25 protein-coding genes are annotated in these 26,012 nt (G+C 71.6%); 7 read left to right on the top strand and 18 right to left on the bottom strand.

Annotated features, from left to right (window positions below; all coding sequences use genetic code 11):
• Positions 1 to 33: 33 nt before the first annotated feature.
• The 5 genes from M9914_06790 to M9914_06770 form a co-directional block, all read right to left on the bottom strand.
• Positions 34 to 1,026: an Hsp33 family molecular chaperone HslO gene (locus M9914_06790; GenBank protein ID MCO5173886.1), complete on the bottom strand. Its 993-nt coding sequence runs from the start codon at positions 1,024 to 1,026 to the stop codon at positions 34 to 36.
• A gap of 181 nt (positions 1,027 to 1,207) precedes the next feature.
• Positions 1,208 to 1,690 carry a pantetheine-phosphate adenylyltransferase gene (gene coaD, locus M9914_06785; GenBank protein ID MCO5173885.1) on the bottom strand — a complete coding sequence of 161 codons (483 nt, stop codon included), beginning with the start codon at positions 1,688 to 1,690 and terminating at the stop codon, positions 1,208 to 1,210.
• A gap of 29 nt (positions 1,691 to 1,719) precedes the next feature.
• Positions 1,720 to 2,649 (bottom strand): methylmalonyl Co-A mutase-associated GTPase MeaB, encoded by a 930-nt coding sequence (gene meaB, locus M9914_06780; GenBank protein ID MCO5173884.1) that lies wholly within the window; start codon positions 2,647 to 2,649, stop codon positions 1,720 to 1,722.
• Positions 2,650 to 2,817: 168 nt separating this feature from the next.
• Complete coding sequence (locus M9914_06775; protein ID MCO5173883.1) at positions 2,818 to 3,300, bottom strand: hypothetical protein; 483 nt, start codon at positions 3,298 to 3,300, stop codon at positions 2,818 to 2,820.
• A 131-nt stretch (positions 3,301 to 3,431) separates the two neighbouring features.
• A complete protein-coding gene (locus M9914_06770; protein MCO5173882.1) occupies positions 3,432 to 4,142 on the bottom strand; it encodes an SBBP repeat-containing protein in 711 nt (236 codons plus the stop codon).
• A 237-nt stretch (positions 4,143 to 4,379) separates the two neighbouring features.
• On the opposite strand from M9914_06770, the gene M9914_06765 reads away from it, so the two are divergent.
• Complete coding sequence (locus M9914_06765) at positions 4,380 to 5,594, top strand: Gfo/Idh/MocA family oxidoreductase (GenBank protein MCO5173881.1); 1,215 nt, start codon at positions 4,380 to 4,382, stop codon at positions 5,592 to 5,594.
• A 74-nt stretch (positions 5,595 to 5,668) separates the two neighbouring features.
• On the opposite strand, the gene holA is transcribed toward M9914_06765, so the two are convergent.
• The 6 genes from holA to M9914_06735 form a co-directional block, all read right to left on the bottom strand.
• A complete protein-coding gene (gene holA, locus M9914_06760) occupies positions 5,669 to 6,628 on the bottom strand; it encodes a DNA polymerase III subunit delta (GenBank protein ID MCO5173880.1) in 960 nt (319 codons plus the stop codon).
• 10 nt (positions 6,629 to 6,638) lie between these two features.
• The gene (locus M9914_06755) at positions 6,639 to 7,394 is read right to left on the bottom strand and encodes a serine/threonine protein kinase (GenBank protein MCO5173879.1); all 756 of its coding nucleotides are present in this window, start codon (positions 7,392 to 7,394) and stop codon (positions 6,639 to 6,641) included.
• A gap of 169 nt (positions 7,395 to 7,563) precedes the next feature.
• Positions 7,564 to 9,903 (bottom strand): ComEC/Rec2 family competence protein, encoded by a 2,340-nt coding sequence (locus tag M9914_06750; GenBank protein MCO5173878.1) that lies wholly within the window; start codon positions 9,901 to 9,903, stop codon positions 7,564 to 7,566.
• Positions 9,900 to 10,400 (bottom strand): ComEA family DNA-binding protein, encoded by a 501-nt coding sequence (locus tag M9914_06745; GenBank protein ID MCO5173877.1) that lies wholly within the window; start codon positions 10,398 to 10,400, stop codon positions 9,900 to 9,902. The genes M9914_06750 and M9914_06745 overlap by 4 nt, the downstream gene beginning before the upstream one ends.
• A 151-nt stretch (positions 10,401 to 10,551) precedes the next feature.
• Positions 10,552 to 11,163 (bottom strand): superoxide dismutase, encoded by a 612-nt coding sequence (locus tag M9914_06740; protein MCO5173876.1) that lies wholly within the window; start codon positions 11,161 to 11,163, stop codon positions 10,552 to 10,554.
• Between the two features lie 108 nt (positions 11,164 to 11,271).
• The gene (locus tag M9914_06735; GenBank protein MCO5173875.1) at positions 11,272 to 12,285 is read right to left on the bottom strand and encodes a YhdH/YhfP family quinone oxidoreductase; all 1,014 of its coding nucleotides are present in this window, start codon (positions 12,283 to 12,285) and stop codon (positions 11,272 to 11,274) included.
• Between the two features lie 71 nt (positions 12,286 to 12,356).
• Here M9914_06735 and M9914_06730 point away from each other — a divergent pair, with 71 nt between their 5' ends.
• Together M9914_06730 and M9914_06725 are read left to right on the top strand one after the other, a co-directional pair.
• Entirely contained in the window at positions 12,357 to 12,998 is a 642-nt protein-coding gene (locus M9914_06730) for a DsbA family protein (GenBank protein ID MCO5173874.1), read from the top strand.
• Positions 12,995 to 13,414: a disulfide oxidoreductase gene (locus tag M9914_06725; GenBank protein MCO5173873.1), complete on the top strand. Its 420-nt coding sequence runs from the start codon at positions 12,995 to 12,997 to the stop codon at positions 13,412 to 13,414. Before M9914_06730 ends, M9914_06725 begins: the two co-directional genes overlap by 4 nt.
• 96 nt (positions 13,415 to 13,510) lie before the next feature.
• On the opposite strand, the gene M9914_06720 is transcribed toward M9914_06725, so the two are convergent.
• The 3 genes from M9914_06720 to M9914_06710 form a co-directional block, all read right to left on the bottom strand.
• The gene (locus tag M9914_06720; GenBank protein MCO5173872.1) at positions 13,511 to 14,392 is read right to left on the bottom strand and encodes a metallophosphoesterase family protein; all 882 of its coding nucleotides are present in this window, start codon (positions 14,390 to 14,392) and stop codon (positions 13,511 to 13,513) included.
• Positions 14,393 to 14,518: 126 nt separating this feature from the next.
• On the bottom strand, positions 14,519 to 15,451 hold the full coding sequence (locus M9914_06715) for a shikimate dehydrogenase (protein ID MCO5173871.1): 933 nt from the start codon (positions 15,449 to 15,451) through the stop codon (positions 14,519 to 14,521).
• Between the two features lie 58 nt (positions 15,452 to 15,509).
• The gene (locus M9914_06710; GenBank protein ID MCO5173870.1) at positions 15,510 to 16,550 is read right to left on the bottom strand and encodes a beta-eliminating lyase-related protein; all 1,041 of its coding nucleotides are present in this window, start codon (positions 16,548 to 16,550) and stop codon (positions 15,510 to 15,512) included.
• A 444-nt stretch (positions 16,551 to 16,994) separates the two neighbouring features.
• On the opposite strand from M9914_06710, the gene M9914_06705 reads away from it, so the two are divergent.
• Positions 16,995 to 17,387, top strand: coding sequence for a type II toxin-antitoxin system HicB family antitoxin (locus M9914_06705; protein ID MCO5173869.1), 393 nt, complete (start codon positions 16,995 to 16,997; stop codon positions 17,385 to 17,387).
• On the opposite strand, the gene M9914_06700 is transcribed toward M9914_06705, so the two are convergent.
• From M9914_06700 to M9914_06690, 3 genes are all read right to left on the bottom strand, one after another.
• The gene (locus M9914_06700) at positions 17,343 to 18,224 is read right to left on the bottom strand and encodes a GNAT family N-acetyltransferase (protein ID MCO5173868.1); all 882 of its coding nucleotides are present in this window, start codon (positions 18,222 to 18,224) and stop codon (positions 17,343 to 17,345) included. The two genes, M9914_06705 and M9914_06700, sit on opposite strands and share 45 nt — an antisense overlap.
• 16 nt (positions 18,225 to 18,240) lie before the next feature.
• Positions 18,241 to 19,602, bottom strand: coding sequence for a methylenetetrahydrofolate--tRNA-(uracil(54)-C(5))-methyltransferase (FADH(2)-oxidizing) TrmFO (gene trmFO, locus M9914_06695; protein ID MCO5173867.1), 1,362 nt, complete (start codon positions 19,600 to 19,602; stop codon positions 18,241 to 18,243).
• A 73-nt stretch (positions 19,603 to 19,675) separates the two neighbouring features.
• On the bottom strand, positions 19,676 to 21,232 hold the full coding sequence (locus tag M9914_06690) for a hypothetical protein (protein MCO5173866.1): 1,557 nt from the start codon (positions 21,230 to 21,232) through the stop codon (positions 19,676 to 19,678).
• A 66-nt stretch (positions 21,233 to 21,298) separates the two neighbouring features.
• On the opposite strand from M9914_06690, the gene M9914_06685 reads away from it, so the two are divergent.
• Complete coding sequence (locus tag M9914_06685) at positions 21,299 to 22,423, top strand: RsiV family protein (GenBank protein ID MCO5173865.1); 1,125 nt, start codon at positions 21,299 to 21,301, stop codon at positions 22,421 to 22,423.
• Between the two features lie 100 nt (positions 22,424 to 22,523).
• Here M9914_06685 and M9914_06680 read toward each other — a convergent pair whose 3' ends face one another.
• Positions 22,524 to 23,966 (bottom strand): hypothetical protein, encoded by a 1,443-nt coding sequence (locus M9914_06680; GenBank protein ID MCO5173864.1) that lies wholly within the window; start codon positions 23,964 to 23,966, stop codon positions 22,524 to 22,526.
• A gap of 149 nt (positions 23,967 to 24,115) precedes the next feature.
• Here M9914_06680 and M9914_06675 point away from each other — a divergent pair, with 149 nt between their 5' ends.
• Together M9914_06675 and M9914_06670 are read left to right on the top strand one after the other, a co-directional pair.
• Positions 24,116 to 25,201 (top strand): hypothetical protein, encoded by a 1,086-nt coding sequence (locus M9914_06675; GenBank protein ID MCO5173863.1) that lies wholly within the window; start codon positions 24,116 to 24,118, stop codon positions 25,199 to 25,201.
• Complete coding sequence (locus M9914_06670) at positions 25,198 to 25,980, top strand: TrmH family RNA methyltransferase (protein ID MCO5173862.1); 783 nt, start codon at positions 25,198 to 25,200, stop codon at positions 25,978 to 25,980. The genes M9914_06675 and M9914_06670 overlap by 4 nt, the downstream gene beginning before the upstream one ends.
• The last annotated feature ends 32 nt before the right edge of the window (positions 25,981 to 26,012 follow it).

Here is a 26,012-nt window from a genome sequence, read left to right as displayed (position 1 = left end):
CTAAGCGCCTCCGCTAGGTCGATCTGACGCAGCTCAGTTGGGCAAGACCACCGGACGGCCGCAGGTGCACAGCTCGGCGTCCCGCACCATGCGCGTCTGGCCGTCCCGGTACCAGAGGGTACCGCAATCGGGGCAGCGCACCTCGGCGCCGGAGATGCCGAGGATGGCCTCCGCGCCGACCCAGCGCTTCTCGCCGCACCAGTGGCACACGACCTCCGCGCCGCCGTCCTCGGCTGCCATCTGCCGGCGCTCCGCCGGTGTGAAGTAGGCGAGGGCCGCCAGCGCCTTCTCGTCCGAGCAGCGGCAGGCGAACGCCACGCCCAAGGGCGGGTCGGTGAGGAGCTCGAAGTCCATGCCCCACAGGAGCTGGTCGCGCACCACGTCCAGGATGGGCGCGTCGGCCATGGCCGTCGTGAGCTGCCCGAGCGCCTTGACGTTGGCCTCGAGGAGGGTCAGCGCGCCCTCGTCGGCGCCGGGGAGCGCCTGGAGGATGACCCCGCCGGAGCGCTTCACGCGCCTGTGCCCGTCGAAGTAGACGCCGAGGAGGACGGCGGAGGGGACCTGCTCGGAGACGGCCAGGTACGTGGCGATGTCCTCCGCCACCTCGCCGCTGACGAGGTCGCTCGAGCTGCCGTACGGGTCGCCGTAAGGGGCGTGCGAGCGCACGACGCTGATCTCACCCTGCCTCCCGATGCCGCCACCAACGTCGAGCTTGCCGTCCTGCCTCAGCGGCAGGTCGACGTGCGGGTTGTTGACGTAGCCGCGCACGGTGCCGTCCAGGCCGGCGTCGGCGATGACGCCGCCCAGCGGGCCGTCGCCGCGCAGGCGGAGCGTCACGCGGTCGCGGCTGTTCTTGAGCAGGACGTGCGACAGGAGCAGCGCACCGGTGAGCGTACGCCCGAGGGCGGCGCCCGCCGTGGGGGTGGCGCCGTGCTTCTCCACGGCCCCGCTCACCAAGGCCGTGGTGTCGGCCGCGACCACGCGGATGCCGCCGCCCGCGGCGACGCCACGAAGCAAGTAAGACATGGACTTCCTCTCGTGCCGCTCGGGCAGCCCGTGGCGCCCGGCGGACAGGGGCGCCCGTGGGCGCGACCAGAGAGTATATGGGCAGTCAGGGCGGCGACGGCGTGCCCTGGGCTGCGCGCGCCCCTCGACCACCGGCGCGCCGTAGCGGTGCGGGCGGGTCCCAATCCCGCGCAGCGAACGCCTAGTGGGGCAGCTTCTCGTGCAGGCGGCGCAACGTGGCGCGCGGCACGAGCTTCGCGACGTCGGCGCCGTAGCGCGCGAGCTCCTTCACGCGCGTGCTGGACACGTACGACCAGCGCGTGGCCGTCATGATGAACGTGGTCTCGGCGTTCGGGTTGAGCTGGCGGTTGAGGTGCGCCATCTGCAGCTCGTACTCGAAGTCGGAGATGGCGCGCAGGCCCTTGACGATGACCGTGGCACCGATCTTGCGCGTGTAGTCGGCGAGCAGGCCGTCGAACGAATCGACCGTCACGCCCTCCATGCCCTCGACCACCTCGCGGATGATCTCGACGCGCTCGTTCGTGTCGAAGAGCGCGTTCGCCTTGGCCTCGTTGTGCAGCACGGCGATCGTCAACTTCTCGTAGATGCGCGCGGCACGGCGGATGAGGTCGACGTGGCCGTTGTGCAACGGATCGAAGCTACCGGGGTAGACGGCATGGATCATGGTGGGGTCAGTCTAGCGGCCCTCGCCACTCAGGGTGAGCGGAAGAGGACATCGCGCAGCAGGTCGTCCACGACCTCCTCGGGTGAGAGGCGGCCCGCCAGGACGGCGTCGACGGCCTCTTCCTCGCCGTCCACGAGCTGGCGGCGCAGCCTCTCCCCTAGCGCGGACCTCACCTCGGAGCGCACCCTGCGCCTGCGCGCGGCCTCGAGCCCGCCGCTCGCGACCAGGTAGGCGCGGTGCTCGTCCACCAGGCGCATGAGGTCATCGACGCCCTCGCCTTTCGACGCGACGGTGGTGGCCACCGGCGCCAGCCACTCGCCGTGCTCGCCGAGCTCCTGCGCGGCCCGGATCTCCCTGCGCAACCGGTCGCCGCCGGGGTGGTCGTACTTGTTGACGCAGAACACGTCGGCGATCTCCATGATGCCGGCCTTGAACGCCTGCACGGCGTCGCCCTGGCCGGGTGTCAGCACCACGACGGTGGTGTCGGCCGCCGTCACGATCTCCACCTCGGACTGGCCGACGCCGACCGTCTCGATGAACACCGTGTCGAACCCCGCGGCGTCGAGGAGGGCAACGGCCTGCAGGGTGGCCGCGGCGAGGCCGCCGAGGTGACCGCGCGTCGCCATCGAGCGGATGAACACCCCGGAGTCCGAGTGCCAGCGCGTCATGCGGATGCGGTCGCCCAGGATGGCGCCGCCGCTGAACGGCGACGTCGGATCGATGGCCACGACGCCCACCTTGCGCCCCGCCGCACGAGCCGCCGCGATTAGGCCGTCCGTCAACGTGCTCTTGCCGCTACCGGGCGAGCCGGTGATGCCGACGACGGCCGCCCGGCCCGTGCGCGGCCGCGCGCGCTTGAGCAGTTCGCGGCCGCGCGGGTCGTCAGATTCGACCAGGGTGATGGCGCGAGCTACGGCCCGTTCGTTGCCGGCCAGGAGGCGCTCCAATAGCGGTTCCATCAGATGAGGCTAACCTACTGCAGCGTCTAGCAGGCGACTCAACGAAGGCGCCAACCTGCCCATGCCGCTCACTAGCAGCGCGGAGGGCGCGCTAGTGGTGCCGCAATCTTGCGCCTGCGCGCATGAGGTGCGTCGGCAGTGGGTGTTCGTAGTTCATAAGCAGTCTGGCTAAGGGCCTTCACCTGAGTCCGCGTCACTCGCAGTGAACGTCCTCATCCAGAGCATCTCACCGTCAGGAGCATGAGCGGCGATGAACCACGATTCGCCCAATTCAAGTATGTTGCCTGGCAATCCATATACGATATGCTTCCAGTCTCCATTCCACGAGCCAACAACGATAATCGTCCCCTCTGCAGTAACGGCCACTGCCTTGGCGAGATCAAAGTTATGAGTACCGTACTGGGTGAGCCAAAGCCTCACGCCTTCAATCGTATAGGCGCCAAGAAAAACATCACTAGCACCTTGGGGTTCACCACCAACATCACCGTTACCAGAACCGACCAGAACCAGCTCTCCTACAGGACTCACGGCGACGCCAGTACCAACGTAGCTCCGAGCTTCGCCGAAGGATTTCATCCAAACCGGCTCAAAGTTTTGATTGAGTATGCCGATGGCAGCATAGTAGCTAATGCCACCCGGCTTGCCATCCATCTCGCCGATGCCTATACCCGTACCCGTCGTTATGACCACTTCCCCATGCCCCAGTAACAGACCTCTAACGGGAAACGTGTTGTCACCTCGGCGAGTGAGAGCCACTTGATGGATTACCTCGCCATTCCTGCTCATGCGGGCAGCGAAACCGTGTGACTCCGGGCCATCGCCGCCAAGAGCTCGAGAGACTGCAGCCCCAAGATCACTAAGCTTCCGTCTGACAACGGCAAGGCTTCCGTGGGCGCCTGGGTTTCATCTACTGTGAAGACATGGTCATCAATCAACTCTCCGTCCAGCGTGAGAACGGCCAAGTACGCCTCGTAGAACGGCTGTTGCCCCAGCCTCCCATAGGACTTCGTCCTGCCGCTCGGTTGTGAACCGGCGACGATGACATCACCTGCGCCGTCCAACGCAATGACCGGCGGTGAATACGACTCGTTGCCACCAAAGTTCTTTGCCCACAGGAGTTGGCCTTCGGGCGTGAACTTTACGACGAACTGTGCGCCGGTACCGACGGCGAACGAGAGTTGCATATTGGTGTCGCCCGTCACATAGATATTCCCCTGCTCATCGAGGATGAGCGAACCGACACGCTCATCACCAGACGTCCCGAACTGCAAGACGCGCTCCAGAAGCCCCTCAGGCGTCAGCCACGCGATGAAGGCATCCAAGCCACCCTGGCTGGACTGCCCCCCTTGGCTGCCCTGCGTCGTGCCGGCAACGATGATGGCTCCATCCGCACGCAGCGCCACCGCCGCGACGGTAGAACCAGGACCGATCGCAGGAACCGGTGCCTGAGCGAACACCACGGCAGCAGCCAGGGCCGCAGTAAGAGCGATCAATATGTCACTCCGCATTTTGGTCACTCGCTACCCATCTTGGCAAAGTCACGTACCGCGTCAAGCCGGTGCGCGCGGCCTCGTCTACGCTGGTGACCAACCGCAATACCTCGGCGACAACACGCGGTACGGTGCCGAGCAGTCAGGCGGACCTCACTATCCGGAGCGAAGCAGGCCCGTCGGGTACCCTAGTAACTACCTTAGGCTCACGCACGTTCACTTGAGGAGGTGCGACGTCACATGACCAAGAACCCCGCACCCGTACGCCTCGGCATGGTCGGCGGCGGAACGGGCGCCTTCATCGGCGCGGTGCACCGCATGGCGGCTCGGCTGGACGGACGCTTCGAGCTCGTGGCGGGCGCCCTCTCGAGCACGCCGGAGCGGTCGCTCGCGAGTGGTGCCGAGTTCGGCCTGCGGCGCGCCTACGGCACGTGGGAGGAGATGCTCGGGGCCGAGAACGCGCTCGACCCCGCCGAGCGCATCGAGGCCGTCAGCATCGTCACCCCGAACCACATGCACTACCCGGTCGCGCGCGCGTTCGTGGAGGCGGGCTTCAACGTCATCTGCGACAAGCCGATGACGGTGGACTCGGCCCAGGCGCGCGCCCTGGAGGCCGCGGTCGCGGCGAGCGGCGTCGTGTTCGGCGTCACCTACAACTACACGGGCTACCCGCTGGTGAAGGAGGCGCGCCGCCTCGTCGCTTCGGGTGCGCTCGGTGAGCTGCGGAAGGTCGTCATCGAGTACCACCAGGGCTGGCTGGCCACGCGCCTGGAGGAGGACGGCAACAAACAGGCGGCGTGGCGCGCGAACCCCGCGCTGGCCGGCACGGGCGGCGCCATCGGCGACATCGGGAGCCACGCTGAGAACCTGGCTGCCTCGGTCACGGGCCTACACGTGGAGGAGCTCTGCGCCGACCTGACCCCCGTGGTGCCGGGCAGGCGGCTCGACGACGACGCGAACGTGCTCCTGCGCTTCACGGGCGGCGTGAAGGGCGTGCTGGTGGCGTCACAGGTCGCCATCGGTGCCGAGAACGACCTGCGCCTCACGGTGAACGGCAGCCGCGGCAGCCTGCACTGGCGCCAGGAGGACCCGAACCGCCTGGTCGTCCACCTGCTGAACGCGCCGACGCAGGTGCTCACCCGGGCGGGCGGGCCGTACCTCGGCGCCGCCGCGGCTGCCGCCACGCGCATCCCGTCCGGCCACCCGGAAGGGTTCATCGAGGCGTTCGCCGAGGTCTATCGGAACGTGGCGGAGGCGATAAGGCTGCGTGAGCGCTCGGCGGACACCGGTGCGCCAAGCTCGGGCGGTGCGAGCCCAAGCGACGCAGGCCTAAGCAGCGCGGTGCCGGACTACCCGAGCGTGAGCGACGGCGCCCGCGGCGTGGCGTTCATCGAGGCGGCTGTGGCGTCGCAGGCTGGGGGGTCTGTCTGGGTGAAGGTCGGTCGCGGCGCCTGAGCTACTCGTTCGAGCCGATTATCCGAACACTCCTCTGAACATCTCCCTCGCGGCATAGCAGCACGCGGACCGTCTCACCTACGCGCACCCAACCCACCCCGCCACCTCTGCGCGAGATCGATCACGGCCGCCTCCAACGCCAGCTCGGGAGAGCCGCCCGACTTGGCGGCCACGTCCGCGGCGAGGAGCCCGCCCAGGCACTCACGCACGGCTCCCTCGTCCAGACCGGCCGCCAGGCGCAGGGCCTTCTCGGCCGCGTAAGGCGCCGCACCGAGCTCGCCGGCCGCCTGCGCCCCGCTCACGCGCTTGCCTCCGCTGCGCTCCAGCAGCCCGGCCGCCTTGGCGACGAGCATGAACTGCCACGTGAGGGCGCCGAACACGCGCGGCACGGCCTCTCCCCCCTCGACCAGGCTCCGAGCGATGCTCAGGCTGCCGGCCACGTCGCCCTTGGCGACGCGCTCGATGAGGTCGAAGGCCGAGTACGTCGCCATGACGTTCACGACCGCCTTCGCCCGCTCCAGGCCGATCTTCTCGTCCAGCGCCGCGAGCTTCTGGATCTCGGAGACGATGTTGGCCGCGTCGTCCCCGAACGTCTCCGCCAGGTAGGTGGCCACGGCGGGCTCGAAGGCGACGTCGGCCGCCTTCAGCTCGTTCCCCACCCACCGCGCGAGCTGGTCGCCGCGTGGCAGGGCGAGGTGCGTCTGCTTGCCGAGTGCCTTCAGGGCCTTCTGCCGGGCCGGGGTGGCGCTCGGGTCGAGCACGAACACCACCGCGCCGTCGCCGACGGACTCGAGCGCCCTCATGACCTCGTTGCGAGGCTTCACCCCGGCCTGGCCCTGGAAGGCCGCGTCGAAGTCGAGTAACAGCGCCGCCTGCGCGAACAGGCCGCCCTGACTAGCGAGCTCGAGCACGGTCTGAGCGCTCATGCCCTCGCCCAGCTCCGTAACCCCGGCGGGGTCGAGGCCGGCCTCGAGGATCGCCGCACGCGCGGCGCGGCGCGCCAGGAACGGGTCGCCGGTGAACGAGCTGATCATGGGTCCGAGCTTACGTCGCGGCCAAGGCGACGTCCTCGAGCGCGGCCAGGAACTCCTCGGCGCAGGAGTAGCGCTCGTCCGGGTCGCGGGCAAGCGCCTTCGCCACGATGGGCTCGTACTGCGCGACCGACTCGGGGAGCGGGTCGAGCGGCACCCGGTCGTCGCCGGCGAGCCAGCGCACGACCTGACCGCCGAACGGCGGGGCCCCCGTGAGCATGTGGTAGATGACAGCGCCCGTGGCGTACAGGTCGGAGCGGTGGTCCGTGCGCACGCCCTTGAACTGCTCGGGCGCCATGAAGCTCGGTGTGCCCAGCAGCATGTCCTGCGTGGTGATGGCCGTGAGGCCCAGGTCCTTGGCGAAGCCGAAGTCCGTGAGGAGGGCCGTCTCGCCCTTCACCAGGATGTTGGCCGGCTTCACGTCCAGGTGCAGGACGCCCTCGGCGTGGGCGTAGGCCAGCGCACTCAGGACGTCCCGCGCGATCTTCATGGCCCGGCGCGGCCGCAGCGGCCCGCGCTCGAGCGCGGCTTCGAGCGACACGCCCGGGCAGTAGGCGTAGATGAGCGATGCGTCGCCGGAGATGCCGAGCAGGGGAACGATGTTCTCGTGGCGGAGCCTGCCGACCACGGCCGCCTCGCGCTCGAGGCGCTGGCTGGCGACGGGGTGGGTGCCGAGGAGGCGCTTCACGACCACGAGCCGGTCCTCCCAGCGTGCGAGCTCGACCCGCACGGGACCCTGCTCCGATAGCACACGAACCGTCAGCAACACTGTGGGCAATCTATCACGCACCTCCGCGCGCGGCAGCCGCGCATACCCCCTACCCCGGCTCCTCGTCGGTCACGCGGGCGGCCGCACCTTCGCGGCACACTTACCGACGATCGCGACGGGCGTTCCCCGGCACACGACGGCCGCACCAGCCGACGCAAGCCGGCGAACCTCACGGCCCCACCATCGTCGACCACGTCGTGCTGCCGCGCAGCCCGACGCGCACGGCGCCGCGCTCCTGGGTGGTCAGCACCGTCACGCCGTGGGCCGCGAGGCGGTCCACGACCTCGGCCGTCGGATGACCGTACGAGTTCCTGCCGACGGAGATGACGGCGAGCGAGGGGCTCGCCGCCCGCACGAGCCCCTCGCCGGTGCTGCCTCGAGAACCGTGGTGGCCCACCATCAGCACGTCGACGGGCGGCACGGGCAGTTCCGGCTCCACGGCCACGCCGATGTCTCCCAGGAACACGGCCCTGGCGACGCCGTCCAGGCGCAGCACGAGCGCCACGGAGGCGTCGTTGCCGGCGGGCGGATCGGGGCCGCGGGCCGGGTTGAGGACGTCGAGGACTACACGGCCGGCGCGGCCGACGACCAGGCGCTCACCGCGCCACGCCTCGTGGACCTCGACGTTGCGCGCGGCCGCCAGCTCGCGCAGCGCCACATCCAAAGCGTTATCGGGTACGGGCGGCCCGGCCACGAGCAGGCCGACGGGCATGGCGCCGAGGACGGTGAGGAGCCCCTCCAGGTGGTCGGCGTCCGGGTGGGTGGAGACGACGGCGTCGAGCCGCCGCACGCCCAGGGCGCGCAACGCCGGCAGCACCACGCGCTTGCCGACGTCGTAGTCGGAGAACGGGGTGCCCCCACCGTCTACGAGCACGCCCGTGCCGCCGGGCAGGCGGATGAGCGCGGCATCGCCCTGCCCGACGTCTAGGAACCAGACGTCCGGCACGCCGTGGCGCGGGGTCAGGGCCACGGTGGCGCCGCCGCACAGGAGGACCACGGCGAGCGCCTGAGCCGCCCGCAACCGCCCGTGCGCCCACGCGGCCATGCCGACGCATGCGCCCACCCACGCGACGTGCCCCACCGACCCGATCTCGCCCCACACCGCGAACGGCAGGCGCGCGCCGAGCTCGGCTGCGCCGATGAGGGCTCCCGCCAACGGACCGGTGACGTGGTTCACGAGCGCCGCCAGCGGCGTGGCGACGAGCCCAGCGGCGGCGGCCAGGAAGCCGAGCGGCACGAGCAGGCCCGCTAGTGGCACGGCGACGACGTTCACGAGCGGCGACGCCACCGGCACGCCGCCGAACGTGCCCGCCACGAGGGAGAGCGTCGGCAACTGCGCCGCCACGCTCACCAGGCCGCCGTTCACGAGGGCGCCGCCCAGCCGCGCGAGCCGGCCGCGCGATCTCGTGGGAGCCCCGCCGCCAAGCGAACGGCCGCCCAGCCCCGGGCCGGTCAGCGCCTTGGTCCAGGGCGGCAAGAAGACGAGCATGCCCGCCACGGCCAGGTAGGAGAGCTGGAAGCCGAGGTCGAGGACCATCTGGGGAGCGCTCAAGGTGCCTAGTAGCGCGGCGAGGCCGAGCGTGGCCCAGGCGTGCGCCCGCCCGCTCCCGAGCGCGGTGGCGGCCAGCGCGGCGAGCGACATAGTGGCCGCGCGCACCACGCTCGGGCTGGGGCCGACGAGGAGGACGAACCCGAGGGTGGCCGCTGCCAGCACGGGCAACCGCGCGGTGGGCAGGCGGCTCAACGACCTGCCGAGGGCGAGCAGCAGAATGCCGACGTGGAGGCCGGAGAGCGCCAGCAGGTGGGCCATACCGGCGGCCCCGAACGTCTCGCGCAGGCCCCCGAGGTCTTCGCGCTTCCCGAGGGTCAGCGCGAGCATCAGCCCCGCCGCCGGCTCCGGCAGGCCGGCACCGACCCCGGCGGCCAGGCGGTCGATCAGGCGGAACGTGCTGTCGGTCGGAGCGACCGCTCCGCGCACGAAGAGCTGCCCGGCCACGCCGCGCCTGGCGAGGTGTGAGGCGTAGTCGAAGCCGCCCGGGTTCCGCTTGCCGGGCGCGGGCTCGGCCGTGCCGACGAGCATGACGTCGCCGACCGGCACCGCCGCGCCGCGCGGCATGACGATGGCGAGCCGAGCCGCGACGGGCGCCGTGGTGCTCAGGAACTCGCCGTCTGACCGCCCCCGCCACTCGTGCTCAGCGCCGGCGTACTCCGCGGCGAGCACGGCCCGCTGGCGCTCGCTCGGCCCCGCCTGCCAGGCCTGCATGCGGGCGGCACCGACGGCGGCGGCTAGCGCCACGACGGGTAAGAACGGCGCGAGGCCGACGATCCCGGCATGCGCCACCACGTGCGGCCAGCGCCAACCGCACCTTCGCCAGGCAAGCGTGCCGGCCGCCGCCAGCCCCGCGACCACCACCCACGTGGCCCCAGGGCCGAGCGGCGCGGTAACGACCACCCCGAGCACCGCCCCGACGGCGAGCGGGAGCGGCCACGGCACGAACGTACCCGTCACAACGTCACCAACGGCCTGAGGCGCTCCAGCTTCTTCGGCCCGATGCCAGGGACGCGCAGCAGGTCGTCGACCCGCGCGTAGGGCCGGTGCTCGATGATGCGCCGCGACGTGGCCGGGCCGACGCCCGGCAGAGTCTCGAGCTGGGCGGCGTCGGCCGAGTTGAGCGAGACGCGCGCGGACCCGCCCGGTGCCGCAAGCGCCGGCACCACTACGGCCTGGCCGTCCGTCAGCGGCGCCGCGAGCTGGACGAGCGCGCGCGCCGCGGTCGGCAGGAAGCCGCCGGCGAGCCGCAGCAGCTCCTCGACGCGCGCGCCGAACTCGACCTCGTAGCTGCCCGGCCGCACGACCTCGCCGGACACGGAGACCGTGATGGGCGGCCTCACCACCCGCGGCGCGACCGGACGGCGGGCGAACGTGCCCAGGCCGACGGCCAGCGCCAGGCCGAGGCAGGCGAGGGCCAGGATGCGGGCAAGTGGGTCGCGGCGCAGGACGCGCATGCCGCGACGCTACGAAGAAGCCCACGCGGACGCTCGTTCCGCGTGGGCTCTTGCCTAGTGGTGCTCGGTCAGCGGGCGGCCGCAGCCGGCGCGTTATCGACCGCTACGCCCGCACACCCAGGGCGGCACGCGGCACACGGCCGGCCCCGCCTCAGCGCGCAGCCGCGAGCTTCTTGCCTACCGCTCCCCAGTCGACGACGTTCCAGAACGCCTTGATGTAGTCGGGGCGCCGGTTCTGGTAGTTGAGGTAGTAGGCGTGCTCCCAGACGTCGAGGCCGAGCACGGGCGTGTCGCCTTGCATGAGGGGCGAGTCCTGATTGGCCGTCGAGTAGACCTTCAGGGCGCCGTCCTTGCCGACGACCAGCCAGGCCCAGCCGGAGCCGAAGCGCCCGGCCGCGGCGGCGGCGAACTTCTCCTGGAAGGCCGAGAACGAGCCGAACGCCTTCTCGATCTCGCTGGCCAGGGCGCCGCTTGGCTCGCCGCCGCCCTTCGGGCCCATGATCTCCCAGAACAGGTTGTGGTTGAGGTACCCGCCGCCGTTGTTCTGCACGGCCGTCCGGATGTCGTCCGGCACCTGGGCGAGGTTCTTGACGAGGTCCTCGGCGCTCTTGTCGGCGAGCTCCGGGTGCTTCTCGATGGCGGCGTTCAGGTTGTTCGTGTAGGCCGCGTGGTGCTTGTCGTGGTGGATCTCCATCGTGCGTGCGTCGATGTTCGGCTCGAGAGCGTCGGTGGCGTACGGCAGGTCGGGAAGCTTGAAGGCCATGGTGGGGGCTCCTTTCGATGTTCGCCCGCGGCCCGTTCCACCGGGTCGGGAGGGCGCGACTTCTTCAAGCGAGTCTAGCAGCGCGGGCGCCGCGCCCCGGTCGAGGCGTTACAGCCGCACGACGATCCTGCCCGTCACGCCGCCCGCGAGCAACGCGGCGAACGGCTCCTCGAGGGCGTCCAGCCCGGTCTCCCGCACGAGTTCCGCGTCCTGAACGAGGCCGAGCAGCCGCGCGTCCGTGGCGAGCCGCTCCCACACCGCCTCGCGCACGGCCATGGGCGCGTGCTGCGAGTCGACGCCGAGGAGCGCGACGCCCCGCAGGATGAACGGGAACGCCGTCAGGGGCACGTCGGACCCGCCGACCAGGCCGCAGGCCGCGACGGCGCCACCGATCGCGGTGCTCTTGAGGAGGTTGGCGAGGGTGGCTCCGCCGACCGTGTCGACCCCACCCGCGTACTGGGCCGAGAGGAGCGGCCGCTGCGACTCGGTCGCGAGCTCCGCCCGAGGGAGCGTACGCGCCGCGCCGAGGCGCCCGAGCAGCTCGGCAGCAGCAGCCTTCCCCGTGCTGGCCACGACCTCGTAACCGGCGCCGGCGAGCAGCGCGACGGCCAGGCTGCCGACCCCACCGGAGGCGCCAGTCACCACGGCCGGACCGAGGTCCGCCGTCGCTCCGGCCGCCGCCATCCGGTCAACGGCGAGCGCGGCCGTGAGGCCGGCGGTCCCGAGCGCCATCGCGTCGCGCGCGCTCAGGGCGGCAGGCCGGCGCACGAGCCAGTCGCCGGGCACGCGCACGTACTTCGCGAGCCCGCCGGCCGTGCCCATGCCGAGGTCGAAGCCCGTGCACACCACGGCGTCGCCCTCGGCGAAGCGCGGGTCGCGCGACGCGACGACGGTGCCGGCGGCGTCGATCCCCGGCGTGTGCGGGTAGTCGCGCGTCACGCCGCGGTTGCCGCTGGCGGAGAGGGCGTCCTTGTAGTTGAGGCTCGAGTGGCTGACGCGCACCGTGACGTCGTGGTCGGGCAGCACGGACCACGGCACGTCGAGCACCGCGCGCCGGGCCGCGCCGTCCTCCAGGCTCACGCGCAGCGCGCGGTAGGTGGCGGGGGGAACGAAGGCGGCCATGCGCCGATCTTAGCCTCGCCGCCACTCGCAGGCCGCAGCGTCCTCATACGTCGTCCGTTACACTGCGCAGCATGAACTCTCAACGTCTGACGTTGCTGACGATCGTCGTGGCCGTGCTCGTGGTGCTAGCCGCCGTAATCGTTCCGCGCCTGACCTCGTCGTCGGCCGCGCCCGTCGCCACCATCGACTACGCCTCGCAGCCGCGCGCAGGCAGCGCGGACGCGCCGGTCAAGGTCGCGGTCTTCATCGACTTCCTCTGCCCGCACTGCGCCGAGTTCAGCGAGAACATCGCCCCGCAGCTGTTGCGGGATTTCGCAGACACCGGTAAGGCCGCCTTCTACTACCTGAACTTCCCCGTGATCGACCCGGCCGTACGCTCCCGTTACATGGCCGTCCTCGGCGAGTGCGTCTACCAGCAGAGCAACGAGGCCTTCGTGACCCTCGAGCCCATCCTCATGCGCGCGCAGAACGACATCGCCCGCAACACGAGCCGTGCCCTAGACCTCGCCATCCAGTACGCGCCGCAGCTCGCCGCCGACCAGCTCCGCCAGTGCGTCAGCGGCAGCGAGACGGCGCGCGATGTCACGGCCGACGAGGCCGCGGCCCGCCAGGCCAACCTCACCGGCACGCCCTCCGTGCTCGTGAACGGCGTGCTCGTGTCCAACCCCACCGTGGCCAACATCAGCCGCGCCATCGAGAACGCCCTCCAGTGAAACAAGGCTCTTCGAGCCTCATCTACCCGGCCTGGCTGGTGGCCATCGTGGCCACCCTCGGGTCGCTGTACTTCTCGGAGATCAGGCACTTCGTGCCCTGCACCCTCTGCTGGTACCAGCGCATCCTGATGTACCCGCTCGTGCTCGTCCTCGGGGTGGCGAGCTTCACGCAGGACACGAAGGTCGTGCGCTACGCGCTCCCCTTGAGCGCCCTCGGCATCCTAGTGAGCGGCTATCACATCCTCGTCGAGCGCATCCCGGGCTTCGGCCACGGGGTGTGCTCGAGCGGGGTGCCGTGCAGCCTCAAGTACATCGACTGGTTAGGGTTCATCACGATCCCGACGCTGGCGTTCGTGGCGTTCATCATGACCACGGTGATGCTCACGCTCGTCGCGCGGCGTAGTGCGGGGCGTTGAGGCTCCGGGTCTCGGACCAGGGCTGGAGCCTCAGAGGCCTTCCGTAAGGTCCTCGCGAACCAGCTCCACGAGGTCCCTACGGTACCGCTCGAGCTCCTAAGGCTCCGTGCTGGACCCGATCTCCACTGACCGCACCGGCGGCACGAACCGCTCCGGACGCATACGCTTGTAGGCCTCCCAGCCTTCCCACGTGCGCTCGAGCGCACCCTCCTCGCACCGCATGAGGAACGGCACGATGTACGACCGGGCATGCGCGAGCTCGTCCCGGAAGATGTGCGCCGAGAGGCCGCCCTCCTCCAGGAGGCCGGAGTCCGCGTAGGCGGCCACCGCCTCGTCGAGGTCGTAGGGCACGCGCCTGAACTCGTGCTCCCAGGCGCCTCCGGTCAGCGTGAGGATCAGGTACTGCGCGCGTGGGTCGCCGTTGAAGGGGGCCCCGACCGAGCCGGTGTTGATGACCGTGTACCGCGCCCACCCCTGCAAGTGCGGGCGGTGCGTGTGCGAGCCGACGAAGACGTCCGCCGGGTACTCCTCGACGATCTCGGAGATCGTCTCGGACGTCAGCGCCGGGCCGTACCCCTCCCGGTAGTGCCGCGGGCTGCCGTGCGACACGAGGACGCTCGGCGCGCCCGGCAGCTCGATGCGCAGCGTCATGGGCAGCGTCTTCACCGCCTCGAGGAAGCCGCCTGGCGCGAGGCTCGCCGCCGTCATGCGCGTGGAGGACCAGAACGGGTCTACGAGCGTCTCGCCGAGGGACGGGTCGCGCTCGTTGACCATGACCATGAGGTCGTCGTGGTTGCCGAGGGTGGCCTCGTGAGGGAAGCCGGCGAGGAGGCGCGCCACCTCGGCGCTCTGCGGTCCCCTGTTCACGGAGTCGCCGTTGATGATCACGCGGTCGACGTCCTGGCGTCCGAGGTCGTCCAGCACGGCCTCGAGCGCCGGGAGGTTGCCGTGGACGTCGGCGAAGATGGCTACCCTCACGTGGGTGATAGTACCAAGGCGCACAAGCGGGGCGGCGTCGGGCATCGGCGACCGCTCATCGCGCTCGGCGGCGCCTCCGGCGCTCGGGCGAGGCGGGGTCCGGCTCGGCAGCGTCCCTCCGCCCCCTCAGCGCCCCGCCAGACCCACCTCCACGGCCTGCCGCATGACGGCGACGGGCGCCTCGACGCCGGTCCACATGCCGAACGACCGGGCCCCCTGCCCGACCAGCATCGTCACGCCGTTCTCGGTCTTCAGCCCTAGCTCGGCAGCCGCCGAGAGGAGGGGCGTGGTCGCGGGCCGGTAGACAAGGTCGATGGCGGCGCAGCCCTGCCGCGCCGTCGCCAGCTCGGCGCGCGTGATCAACGGCAGACCGTCCGGGTCGGGACCGCCGGCCATGCCGACGCTCGTCGTGTTGACGAGGAGGGCGTACCGGGAGAGGTCGAGCATGGCTGGACGCGGATCACCGCCCCCATCGCGCTCGACCCCCGTGGCGCGGTCACGAGCGGCGGGGTCTCCCGACGGCAGGCGCTCGACCACCCCGGCACGCCGGCCACCCGGGTCGAACTGTGCCACCAGCCTCTTCGCCCTCTCCTGTTCGCGGTTCAGGACATCCACGTGGACGCCGCGCTCGAGCAACGTCCAGACGACGGCCCGCGCCGCGCCGCCCGCGCCGAGCACGAGCGTGCGCAGGTCGCGCGGCAGCGCGTCCGGGTAGCCCGGCAGCACGGCGGCGAGGCTCGCAGCGAAGCCGTCCGGGTCGGTGTTCGCGCCGAGGAGCCGACCTCCCATGTTCACGACCGTGTTGACCGCGCCGAGCGCGCGCGCCTCGCTCGTCAGCTCGTCCACGAGCCCGGCGGCGGCCTCCTTGTGGGGCACGGTGACGTTGGCGCCGTAGGCGTCAGGCAGCCTCAGCCGCTCGAAGGCGGCGGGGAGCTCGTCGGGAGGCACCGCCCACGCCTCGTAGGTGGCGGGGAGGCCGAGGGCCGCGAACGCGGCCGTGTGCATGGCGGGGCTGAGCGAGTGGCCGGCCGGGTAGGCGATGACGTAGGCGCGTCTCACGCCGGGCCGCGCGCACGTGATGGCGCTGAGCGGCTCGCCGCGGCGTTCCCCGCCATGGCTAGGCCCGCGCGGCGCGCGCCATGGAGCCGGCAGCGGCCACGATCGCGTCGACGGCCAGAGCTATGCCCGCGTCGTCCACCTGGTGGTGCGTGACAAGCCGCACCGTGCGCGGCCCCATGCTGCTCAGGCCGACTCCGCGCGCCGCGCAGCGCTGCACGAGGCCCGCCGCGTCGCCCACCTCGATGAAGACCATGTTCGTCTCGACGCGGGCCGGGTCGAGCGTCATGCCAGGAGCGCCAGCTAGCGCTTCGGCGAGGCGCTTGGCGCGCGCATGGTCGGCCGCGAGCCCGGCCGGCATGCGCGTGAGCGCGATGAGGCCGGCCGCGGCAAGCACGCCCGCCTGGCGCATGCCTCCGCCAAGGAGCTTGCGGTAGCGGTGAGCCTCGGCGAGGAATGCCCGACTGCCGAGGAGGAGGCTGCCGACGGGGGCGCCGAGGCCCTTGGAGAGGCAGATCGACACGCTGTCGAACCCGCGCGTGACGTCGGCGATGCCGACCCCGAGGGCGGTTGCGGCGTTGAACGCCCGCGCGCCGTCGAGGTGGACGGGAATCCCCTCCTCGCGCGCCACGGACTGGATGGCGGCCTGGGTGGCGAGCGGCACCACCGCGCCGCCCGCCAGGTTGTGCGTGTTCTCCAACGTGATGAGGCCCGTGGGCGCTTGGTGCGGGCTGCGGCGGATGGCGGCTCGCACCCCCTCGGCGGTCGGGGCGCCGCGGACGGCGGGCGCGAAGCGCGGCAGCGCGCCGGACAGCACGGCCATCGCCCCGGGCTCGTACTCGTAGATGTGCGCGCCCTCGGGCACGATCACCTCGGACCCGCGCCGCGTGTGCACGGCCAGCGCGATCTGGTTGCTCATCGTGCCCGAGGGGACGTACAGGGCGCCTTCGAAGCCGGTCAGCTCCGCCGCCGTCTCCTGCAGGCGGTTGACGGTGGGGTCCTCGGCGTAGACGTCGTCGCCCACCTCGGCGGCCGCCATCGCGGCGCGCATCTCGGGAGTGGGGACGGTGACGGTATCTGAGCGCAGGTCGACGGCGAACATGGCGGCATTCTATGCCTATGCACCCTAGGCTCCGAGCCGTGGGGGCCGCCGTCGCGTCGTCGTATGAATCGAACAAGCATCACGAGGCCATGCCAGGTCGCTCGTAGGAGCCGCCCAGCCATGCGCCGGTGACGAAGCTCAGATGCTAGCACTTCATGCTAGCATTCCGAAAGGGCCTGGGACGGATGCCGCATAGCAAGCTGAGCAACAGGCACTTGGACACCTTGCGGCGCATAGGCATCACGCCAACGGCGGCAACCATACGGTGGGCCGAGGCGGTAAGCCTTCTGGAAGCCATCGGGTGCTCAGTAACCGGCGCGAAAGAATCGAGGTTCCGTATGTTAGCCCCAAGCGGCAGAAAACTCGTCGTGCACCGGCCCCACCCGGACGACGAGTGCAGCAAGATACTTATCGCTCGCCTCAGGTCTTTCCTGGAGGACTGGAATGGCTAAGCTAACGCCGTACAAGGGCTATACGGCCGCGCTGGACATAGACATCGCCGCAGGGGTGTTAAGCGGAACGGTCATCGGACTCAGGGACGTGATCCACTTCGAGGGAAACACTGTCCGCGACGCCGAACAAGCCTTCCACGACTCGGTCGACGAGTACCTGGAATGGTGCCGCGAACTTGGAGAAGCGCCGGAGAAGCCGTACTCGGGCAAGGTCGTCATCCGTATGGATCCTGGCCTGCATCGCAGATTGGCCCAGCGCGCCGAAAACAACGCGATCAGCATCAACTCACTGGTGATCCGCGCCGTCGAACGTACGCTGAACGAGGACAAGGACGCCGAGTCAGCGACCGCCCCGGAACCGAGCGAACTCGAACACGTGATATAGCGTGCTCTGAGCCCGCTCGAAACCGTAGCCGTGGTACAGAGCCAACGCCGCAATGTTCGCGCTATCTACGTCCAGGAGCACGCTCCTAACCCCCGAGCCCCAGGCCCGCTCCACCGCGAGGTCGAGTAGCGCCCGCGCGTACCCCCGGCGCCTCTCATCAGGGTGAACGCCCAGTCCGTATAGCTCATAGGCGCCGCCCTTCTCGACCTTGGCGCATACGCCGACCTGCCTGCCGGCGTCGCTCAAGACCCACTGCGTGCGCTCCTCCGAGCGGATGCTGTTCTCGAGAAGTGAGGTCGTGGCAACCACGTCGAGCCCGAAGGCGGCCGAGCTCAGGACCGCAAGCTCCGGCAGCTCATCCAGGTGCGCTTCCGTCAGCGTCAGGCCTTCCCTCACCGGACCTGGTCGGGCCGTGACAGCGAGCACCATCTGCTGCTCGGCGTGCTCGAACGGCACGCCCCAGCGCTCCAGCACGGCCTTGCCGGTCGCGGAGCGCGCGTCGCACACGAGCAGCCCCTTGCGGTACCCGGCCAGGGCGGCGTTGGCCACCGCCTCGCGCAGTAGCGCAGTGAACACGCCCTTGCGGCGCCAACCGGGAGCCACCAGGGCGTTCACCTCGATCTCGTCGCGCCGCGGGGCGAAGACGTACAGGAAGCCGGTGGGGGTGCCGTCCTCCTCGGCCACGTACAGGACGGGCATCTCCTTCGCCACGTTCATGGCCGCGTCGACGTCTATGGGCGACTTGAAGCCGTCGGTCGCCGCGCCGGCGAGCGCGAGCGCCTCCAGCGTGGCCGTCAGCAGCCGGTCCGGCTGTTCGTAGTACCTCTGGATCCTCACGCGGCGCCGGAGCGATCTAGGCCGGTACCAGCACCTGGCCCGCGCCGGCCGGTTCGGCGGAACCGCCCACCTCCGGCAACCAAGCCTCGAACGCCGCCAGCCCGCGCCGGTACATGGCCTCGCGCCGCTCGCGCTTGCCTTGGCCCTTGACCTTCTCGACGTCGGGCACGAGGCCCCAGTTCGCGTTCATCGGCTGGAAGCCTTGCGGGTTCGCCGTGGCGAGGTAGCGCACGAGGCCGCCGAGCATGCTCTCGACCGGCGGGACGACGCCGGGCAGGCCGAGCGCCTGGCGCGCGGCGTTGCTGCCGGCCAACCAGCCGGTGGCGGAGGACTCCAGGTACCCCTCGGTGCCGGCCAGCACGCCGGCCACGAACAGCCGTGGGTGGTCGCGCATGCCGAGCGTGGGCGCGAGGAGCCGCGGGGCGTTGAGGTACGTGTTGCGGTGCATGACGCCGTAGCGCACGATCTCGGCGTCCTGCAGACCGGGGATGAGCTGCACGACCGCCTTCTGGTCACCCCACTTGAGGCCCGTCTGGAAGCCGACGAGCGACCACATGCGCCCCTCGGCGTCCTCCTGCCGGAGCTGCACGGCGGCGTACGGCCGCTTGCCCGTCTCCGGATGCTCGAGCCCGACGGGCTTCATGGGGCCGAAACGGAGGGTGTCGCGGCCGCGCCGTCCGATCTCCTCGACGGGCATGCACCCCTCGAAGAACTCCAGCTTCTCCCAATCGTGCGGCGTGTGCGAGCGCGCGGCCTCGAGCGCGGCGTAGAACGCGCCGTACTCCTCTGGCGTGAAGGGCAGGTTGATGTAGTCGGCCGCCTGGCCGTACCGGCCCTTGCGGTAGGCGATGGTCATGTCGATCGAGTCGTAGGCGATCACGGGCGCGGCGGCGTCGTAGAAGCCGAGGAACTCGTCGCCGAGGAGGCCCTTGATGTCGGCCGCCAAGGCGTCGGCGGTCAGCGGCCCCGTGGCGAGGACGACGATGCCGTCGGGCACCTTCGTCAGCTCGCGCTCGTGAACCGTGATGAGCGGGTGCGCACGCACGGCGGCGGTCACGGACCGGGAGAACGGCTCGCGGTCAACGGCCAGCGCCGCGCCGGCCGGGACGCGGTTCGCGTGGGCGCTGCCCATCACGACGCCGCCGGCCCTGAGCATCTCGGCCTGCAGCAGGCCCTTGGCGTTGCTCTCGCCCTCGCCGCCGAAGGAGTTGGAGCAGACGAGCTCGGCGAAAGCACCCGTCTTGTGCGCCGGGGTGAGCTTCGTCGGACGCATCTCGATCAGGTCGACCGCCACCCCGAGGCGGGCGGCGGCCAGCGCGGCCTCGCTGCCTGCCATGCCGGCGCCGACGACGGTGATGCGCTTGTGGGTGGCTTCCATGCGGGTCAGCCTAGCACCGGAGTCGGACCGCGGCGGTACTAGCCGGCGTCCACCTGGCTTCGGCCGGACTCTCTCAACCGAACCCCATCCAGTCGAGCGCCACCCTGAAGAACGTGGCGTCGGACCAGTAGGCGCCGTGGGCGGTGAACGGGTTGGAGCGCCGGAGGATGACGCGCCTGTCTACCCGGTAGTGGATGAGCCGGTCGCTGAGCAGGTCGCCAGGAGCGTGAACCTGCCACCAGCTCAACGCGCCGAACGGCAGCTCGTACGGCCGCGCCTGGTACGGGCCGTAATCGCGCAGGTTGCCCCTGCGCCTCACGCCGTGGAGGAACGAGAGGAGCTGGGCGCGCACGGCCTCGCCCTCCCCGGGGCGCTGCCTGAAGAAGTACGCCACCTTGTCGAGCGGCGAACCGAACGTGAGCAGGCCGCGCAGGCGGCCGAGGGTCGGGTCGGCGAGCGCGTCGGGGCGCCGCGCGAGGCGGTCGATGAGGTCGACGGCGATGACGCTGCCGAGGGAGTGGCCGGCCAGGTAGACCTCGGCATGCTCGCCGGCGAGCAGGTCACGCAGGAAGGCCTCGCCCTCGTCGAGGATGGCGCGCCGGGTGCGGGCGCGTTTGGAGACGCGGTCGCTCGTGACGTAGAGGGCGATGTCGTTCACGTAGCGCCGCAGCACCCACCGCGCCGCGAGCGCGACCGCCAGGCCAAAGCCGCTCAGGAGGACGCTCGGCTGGCGGACGAGCACCTCCAGGGCGTCCGCGAACGCCAGCAGCGGCCCGCGCGCCCACGCGGCAACGAGCGCGAGGGCCGCCAGAACGATCACGGCGCCCACCAGGGCCGGGCCGCGCCAGGCCCGCGCCGCCGCCGCGTACATACCGCGCCACGCGGGGGCGCTTCCGCCCGCGTGCAGGCGCGCCACCCGCGCGCCCTCCCGCCAAGCCAGCCAGCCGTCGCGGCCCAGCACGCAGAGCGTGGCACCGAGGCTGAGGAAGGCGAAGAGCTGGACGGCCTGCAGGGCGCCGAGGGCAGGCAGGGCGTTCCAGGCCGCCTCGAGCGCCGCGAGCAGACCGCCCGCGCCGGACAGCGCTAGGAGCGCCACGACCAGCAAGCCGACGGCCAACCCGGCGAGGCCGACGACGTGCAGGAGCTGGCGCGCGAGGCGCCCGCCGAGGTGCCCGGGCTCGGTCGCGTGAGCGATGAAGGGGACCTGCCTGCGCAGGTCGAGACCGGCCAGGTTCACGCCGAGCAGCCAGGCGAAGCTGCCGAAGACGCTCATGCCCTCGACGGAGTGCTCCGCCCAGTGGTACTCGAACACGTCCACGGTGCGCGGCGCGCCGCCGTGCCGCCGCTCCTCGAAGCGCACGCAGGGCCGCAGGCGGCCGCCCACGATGGCGGCCCGCAGTTCCGGCGGTCCGAACCGCGCACCGTCCGGGCCGGTCGCTCGCGCCAGCCCTTGCGCGAAGAGGCCGAGCGTGCGCAGCGGCGGCTGAGCCCCGATGCCGTGGACGACCACGAGCGCGGCCCCACGCGCGGAACGCGGTTCGGCGGAGCCCTCCGCCCCATTGATGGCTTGCTCGGCGGGTCCGCCGACGCGCTCGACGGACCCGCCCTCCCCCACCCCGTCTCGTGTCATGCATCACGATAGACCGCCCGTCACGCGCGAACCCGGCCCGGCGCGGACGCGCATTACACTGATCGCATGGTCACCCCCTCACGCAACCTCTTCGCGCGGCCCCTGGTCGCCATCGGCCTCGCCCTCCTGCTCGCCGTGGCCATGGCCGCCCCGGAGCCGTGGCGCGCCGTGTACGCCGGTCAGCTCGGCGGCGAGTACGTGCTCGTGGACCTGACCCGCTTCGGCGACGACAGCGCCTCGGCCAGAGTGCTCCTGCAGGCCAGGGGGCTCTCCCTCTCCGGGTCCGGCACGGAGGCGGAGGACGGCACGATCGCGATCGACCTGCGGGCCACCGACCTCCGCGACTCCCCGAGCTTCGCCGTCCTCTACGGCATGCTCCCCGACGAGCAGCCCGCCACCGGCCAGGTGATCGCCCACCTGCAGGCCGTCAGGCACGACGAGTGGACGGACGACGGCGCCGTGCTGAGCACCGCGCTCACCTTCACGGCGGCTACGGAGGACGCCGCGACGCTGGAAGGCGACCTCGCCCGCGCCGCGCAGTACGCCTACCTCTCGCTCTCCGAGGGGCGCATCGAGGCGAGCGCCGTGTGGCCGCGCTTCTCCAGCGCCGCGCTGAAGGACCTCGAGCAGGAGCAGGAGTCGGACGGCTACAGCCAGCTCCGCGCCTTCGTTGCCGACGGCCGGGCCACCGCAGACTCCCTCGAGCTCGGCTGGGGCTGGACGGAGGACACGTACCGCGACGTCATGGGCGTGGCCGGCGCCTACGTGAGCATCCTGCGGAGCACGACCAACTACACGGGCGGGGCGCACCCGAACACCGGGTACGACTCGACCCTCTTCGACACCGGCACGAGCGGCTACCTGTACCTGGACGACCTGTTCGACGAAACAGTCGACTGGGAGACGCCCGTCCTCGCGCTCGTCACCGCGGACCTGCAGGCCCAGGGGGCGGCGTGGCTGGAGGAAGACACGGACAGTACGTTGGCCGTGACCCTCACCATCGCCGACCTCGAGACCTTCACGCTCGGGCCTACGGGCCTGTCGTTCATGTTCGGGCCGTACGCCGTCGGGCCGTACGCCCAAGGCGCGTTCGAGGTGACGCTGCCGTACGCCAGCCTGGCGGGGCTCGGGCGGGAGGACGGGCCGCTGGCCGCCTTCCGGGACGCGGCCTTGCCCACGGTGTTCGATTGACCAGCGCCAGACCGACAGCGCCAGACCGATCGGCGTCCGACCGTCCGAAACCGCCGTTCGACCGTAGCCTCAACCGCCGAAGCCGGGCCGGGCGTTCCCGCTAGCGGTACCCCCGCCGCCGCGGGCGCAGGCCGCGCAGGAGCCACAGCAGGAGCGCCAGCACCACTAGCGCGGCGCCGACCAGCAGGAGTACGACGTGGTAACGCAGCGGGCCGGACACCGCCCCGGGCGGCAGCGCGGCCAGCGCGTAGGCCGCCAGGCCCGTGAGCGTGGCCGGCACACCTTCCGCGCCGGCGCCAGGGGGCAGCGTGGCGTCCGGTGTCATCCAGGCGCGCACCCTATCGAGGGCGTAGGCCAGCGGCGCCGCGCCGATCATGATGGCGATGCCGGGGTTCACGAGGCGCTGGAAGCCGCGTGAGAACGCGACCAGGGCGACGATCAGGAGCAGCGTCACGGCGCCGGCGAGGTAGGTGTACACCAGGTAGCGGCGATGCGCGGCCGAGCCGAAGGCGTCTATGAGCGGCGCGACCCGCCGCACGCGCTGGGCCTGGCCGGCACCCGTGAGCTGCTGGGCCGCCGCCACGCCGCCGGCCGCGTACGCCCGCTCCGCCAACGCCTCGATGATGCGCGCGTCGGCCTGCTGGGCCGTGAGGCCCGCGAGGGCGGAAGCCGGCAGCAGCCCGCTGAGGCTGCCGCCCTCCACGTCGGCGGCGCCGGCAAGCACGCTGCTCGCCTCCGCCAGGCGCGTGGTCATCGTCGAGGCGTAGCCGGCGAGCACCGCCGAGAAGAGCTCGTGGGCCTGCGCCCTGAAGTTCGTGTCCACCGCTCGCGTCAGGCGCGCCCTCAGGTTGTCGTTCGTGACAACGGCGAGCGCCTGCGGCAGGCCGCCCTGCATCACCTCGTCTGCTAGGGCCGCCACGACGGCCGTGCCGATCTCGCGGTTGGTCGCGCCCTGCAGCTCACGCGGCGGGAAGGTCACGAACACGCCCACGATGGGTTGGACCCGCTCGCCGGGGTTGGCGGCGGCCTGGGCGGGCCAGTCGGCCAGGCGCGTGCCGTCGTCGAGCCCCGCCCCGAGCAGCTCGCGGCTCAGGTCGGCGTTGACGAGGGCGGCGATCGGACCGTTCAGCGCCAGCTCGAGCTGGGCGCTCAGCGCCGGGTCTGTGACGGAGGCGAGGACGGCGGCCGCGCCGCCAGTGACGAACTCGTCGCTGAGGACGCCGGCGCCGCGGTTGACGGCCGCCTCTGCGGTGAACTCGGGGATCTCGGTGGCGTCCGCGTACACGTCGAGCCCCGGGAGGAGCCTGAGCCGCTCGCCCGCCCGGTACTCCGTGAGAGTGGAGACGCCGACGGACGCGCCGCCGTCGCCCGGCCTCAAGGTGAGGCGCACCACGCTCTCTATCAGGTCGACGCCCGTCTGCGGGCCGCTGGAACGGGCCAGGCTGAACAGGGCGGCACCCACCGCGACGGACACGGCGAGGAGCACCGCGCTCGCCCAGGCGAGGTCGCGCTGCCAAGCGGGTTGTCTATCGGTCCGGTACATCTACGCCGTCCATTGCGTCTTGCCGGCAGGACGCTTGTCTATACGGTCCGGTACACATGGGCCGTCCGAGAGGTCGTGGGCCGCGATGGCGATCACTCCGCCACCTTACCCCGCCGCCTCCGACCCGCGCGAGAACGTAGCATGTGGCCATGAACCGACCCTCGGAGGTCGTCGTCGTCCCCCTGGTCGGCCCGTTCCACACCCGCTTCCCGCGCTACAACGCCGTGAGGGTGAGGGAGGTCGTGCGGGCTGCCGAGGTCGAGGCGCTGGCCGTCGCCGCCCTCCCGCCCGGGGCGCTGGCCGACCCCGGCTGGCAAGGCACCCACGAGCTGGCCCTCCCCCTGGCCGTCGTGCCGTGGGCCGTGCGGCACGGCATGCCCGTTCACACCGTCGGCAGCTTCCCAGGTCTGCCAGGCGAGCCCGGCGAGGCAGACGACGAGCGCGACTTCGTCGCCTACCTGGAGCAGTTCGAGGCGGGGGCCGAGCGCGTGAGGCGCGTACGGGGCACGCAGGCGCCGCTCGAGGAGCTGCTGCGGACCCCGCTAGACCTGAAGCGCATCCTCGCAGAGCTGCTGCCGGCCATCGACGCCCACCAGGCGCGCCGCGCCGCCGAGTTCGGCGAGGGTCCGGGCACCGGGTGGCTCGCCGCACGCTCCGCCGTCGTGGCCGAACGCGTCGCGGCCCTGCCCTACCGCCGCGTCGCGCTCCTGGCCGGCGTGGACGACGTGCCGGAACTGCGCAAGGCCCTGGCGGCCATGAGCTCCCCGCCGCGCCTGGAGTACCCGGACGCCGCCCTCCCCGCGGAGCCGGGCGCCGAGGAACGCACGCGCTCCCTCCTCGACGTGGCGATGCTCGGCGACACGAACGACCCGGAGGCGCTCCTCGGCGCCCTGAGGGCGGTGGACGCGCCCGAGGCCCGCTACCACGAGGCGAACCTCATCCTGGAGCACGGCGAGCTCGCCGACGCGCTCGCCGTGCTCGAGCTCGCGCTGCGCTCGGACTTCGCCGAGCCCTACTACCTGCCGGGCTTCCTCCTGGCACGCATCGGCCAGGTCTACGACCTCGTCGGCGACCGCCAGGCGGCGTTGCGCTCCTACCGCGGGGTGCTCGCCCTCGACTTCGCCCCGGCCGAGGCGGTCGAAGCGGCCGCCGCGGGTATCAGAGAGGCGTTCGGCACGGTGGAGCCGCGCCACGCCGAGGCGCAGGCCGGCGAAGGCGGCGCGGACGCACGATGAGCCACGGCTCGCTAACAGCTCGCCGGCCGCCGGTCGGTCAGGGGCTCGAGCCGTACCGGACCGCGCTGCCGTACACGTACGCCTTCGGTCACTTCACCGCTCTGGAGGCGCTCAGGCACCGACCAGCCGACGTGCGCGCCGTGCTCGTCCACGGCGGGCTCGAGCCCCGCTGGCGCCTCGAGCTTGAGAGCGCGGCCGGCACCGCCGGCGTGCCGTGCGAGCAAGACGACGCCGGCGTGACCCGGCTCCGGCGTAACGCCCAGGTCGGGTGCCTGGCGGTCGTACGCAAGGCGACCGACACGGTGCGGCCGGAGCGCGACCACGCCGTGCTCGTCGCGGCCAGCCAAGCGGGCAACGTCGGCAGCGCGCTGCGCAGCCTGGCGGCGTTCGGCATCGACGACGTCGTGCTCGTCTCACCCAAGGTGGACGCCTGGAGCCCGCACGTGCTGCGCGCGTCCGTCGGCATGCGCTTCGCCATGCGCTGTCAGGTGGTGGCGAGCCCCGCCGCCTACCTTGCCGCCCACCCGGACCACCGGGTGTACTCGTTCAGCGCCTACGGCGACGCGGAGCTCGCGAGCGTGGAGTTCGGCTCGCCGTTCGCGCTGTGGTTCGGCCCCGAATGGCCGGGCGCGGGGGCGCCCGACGAACCGCCGCCCGGCACGAGTGTCAGGATCGCCTCGCGGCCACACGTCGAGTCGCTCAACCTAGCGGTCGCCGTCTCGCTGGCGGCGTACGCGGCCGGCAGGGGCAAGGGTGCGGTGGGCGGCGAAGAGCGCTAAGGTCGCGACCGCAGCCGCGGGGTTCTTGATGG

The organism is Trueperaceae bacterium, from assembly GCA_023954415.1.
Classification (GTDB): Bacteria; Deinococcota; Deinococci; order Deinococcales; family Trueperaceae; genus JAAYYF01.
Note: the sequence above shows the minus strand (reverse complement) of the source record. Positions and strands in the feature narration are given on the sequence as shown.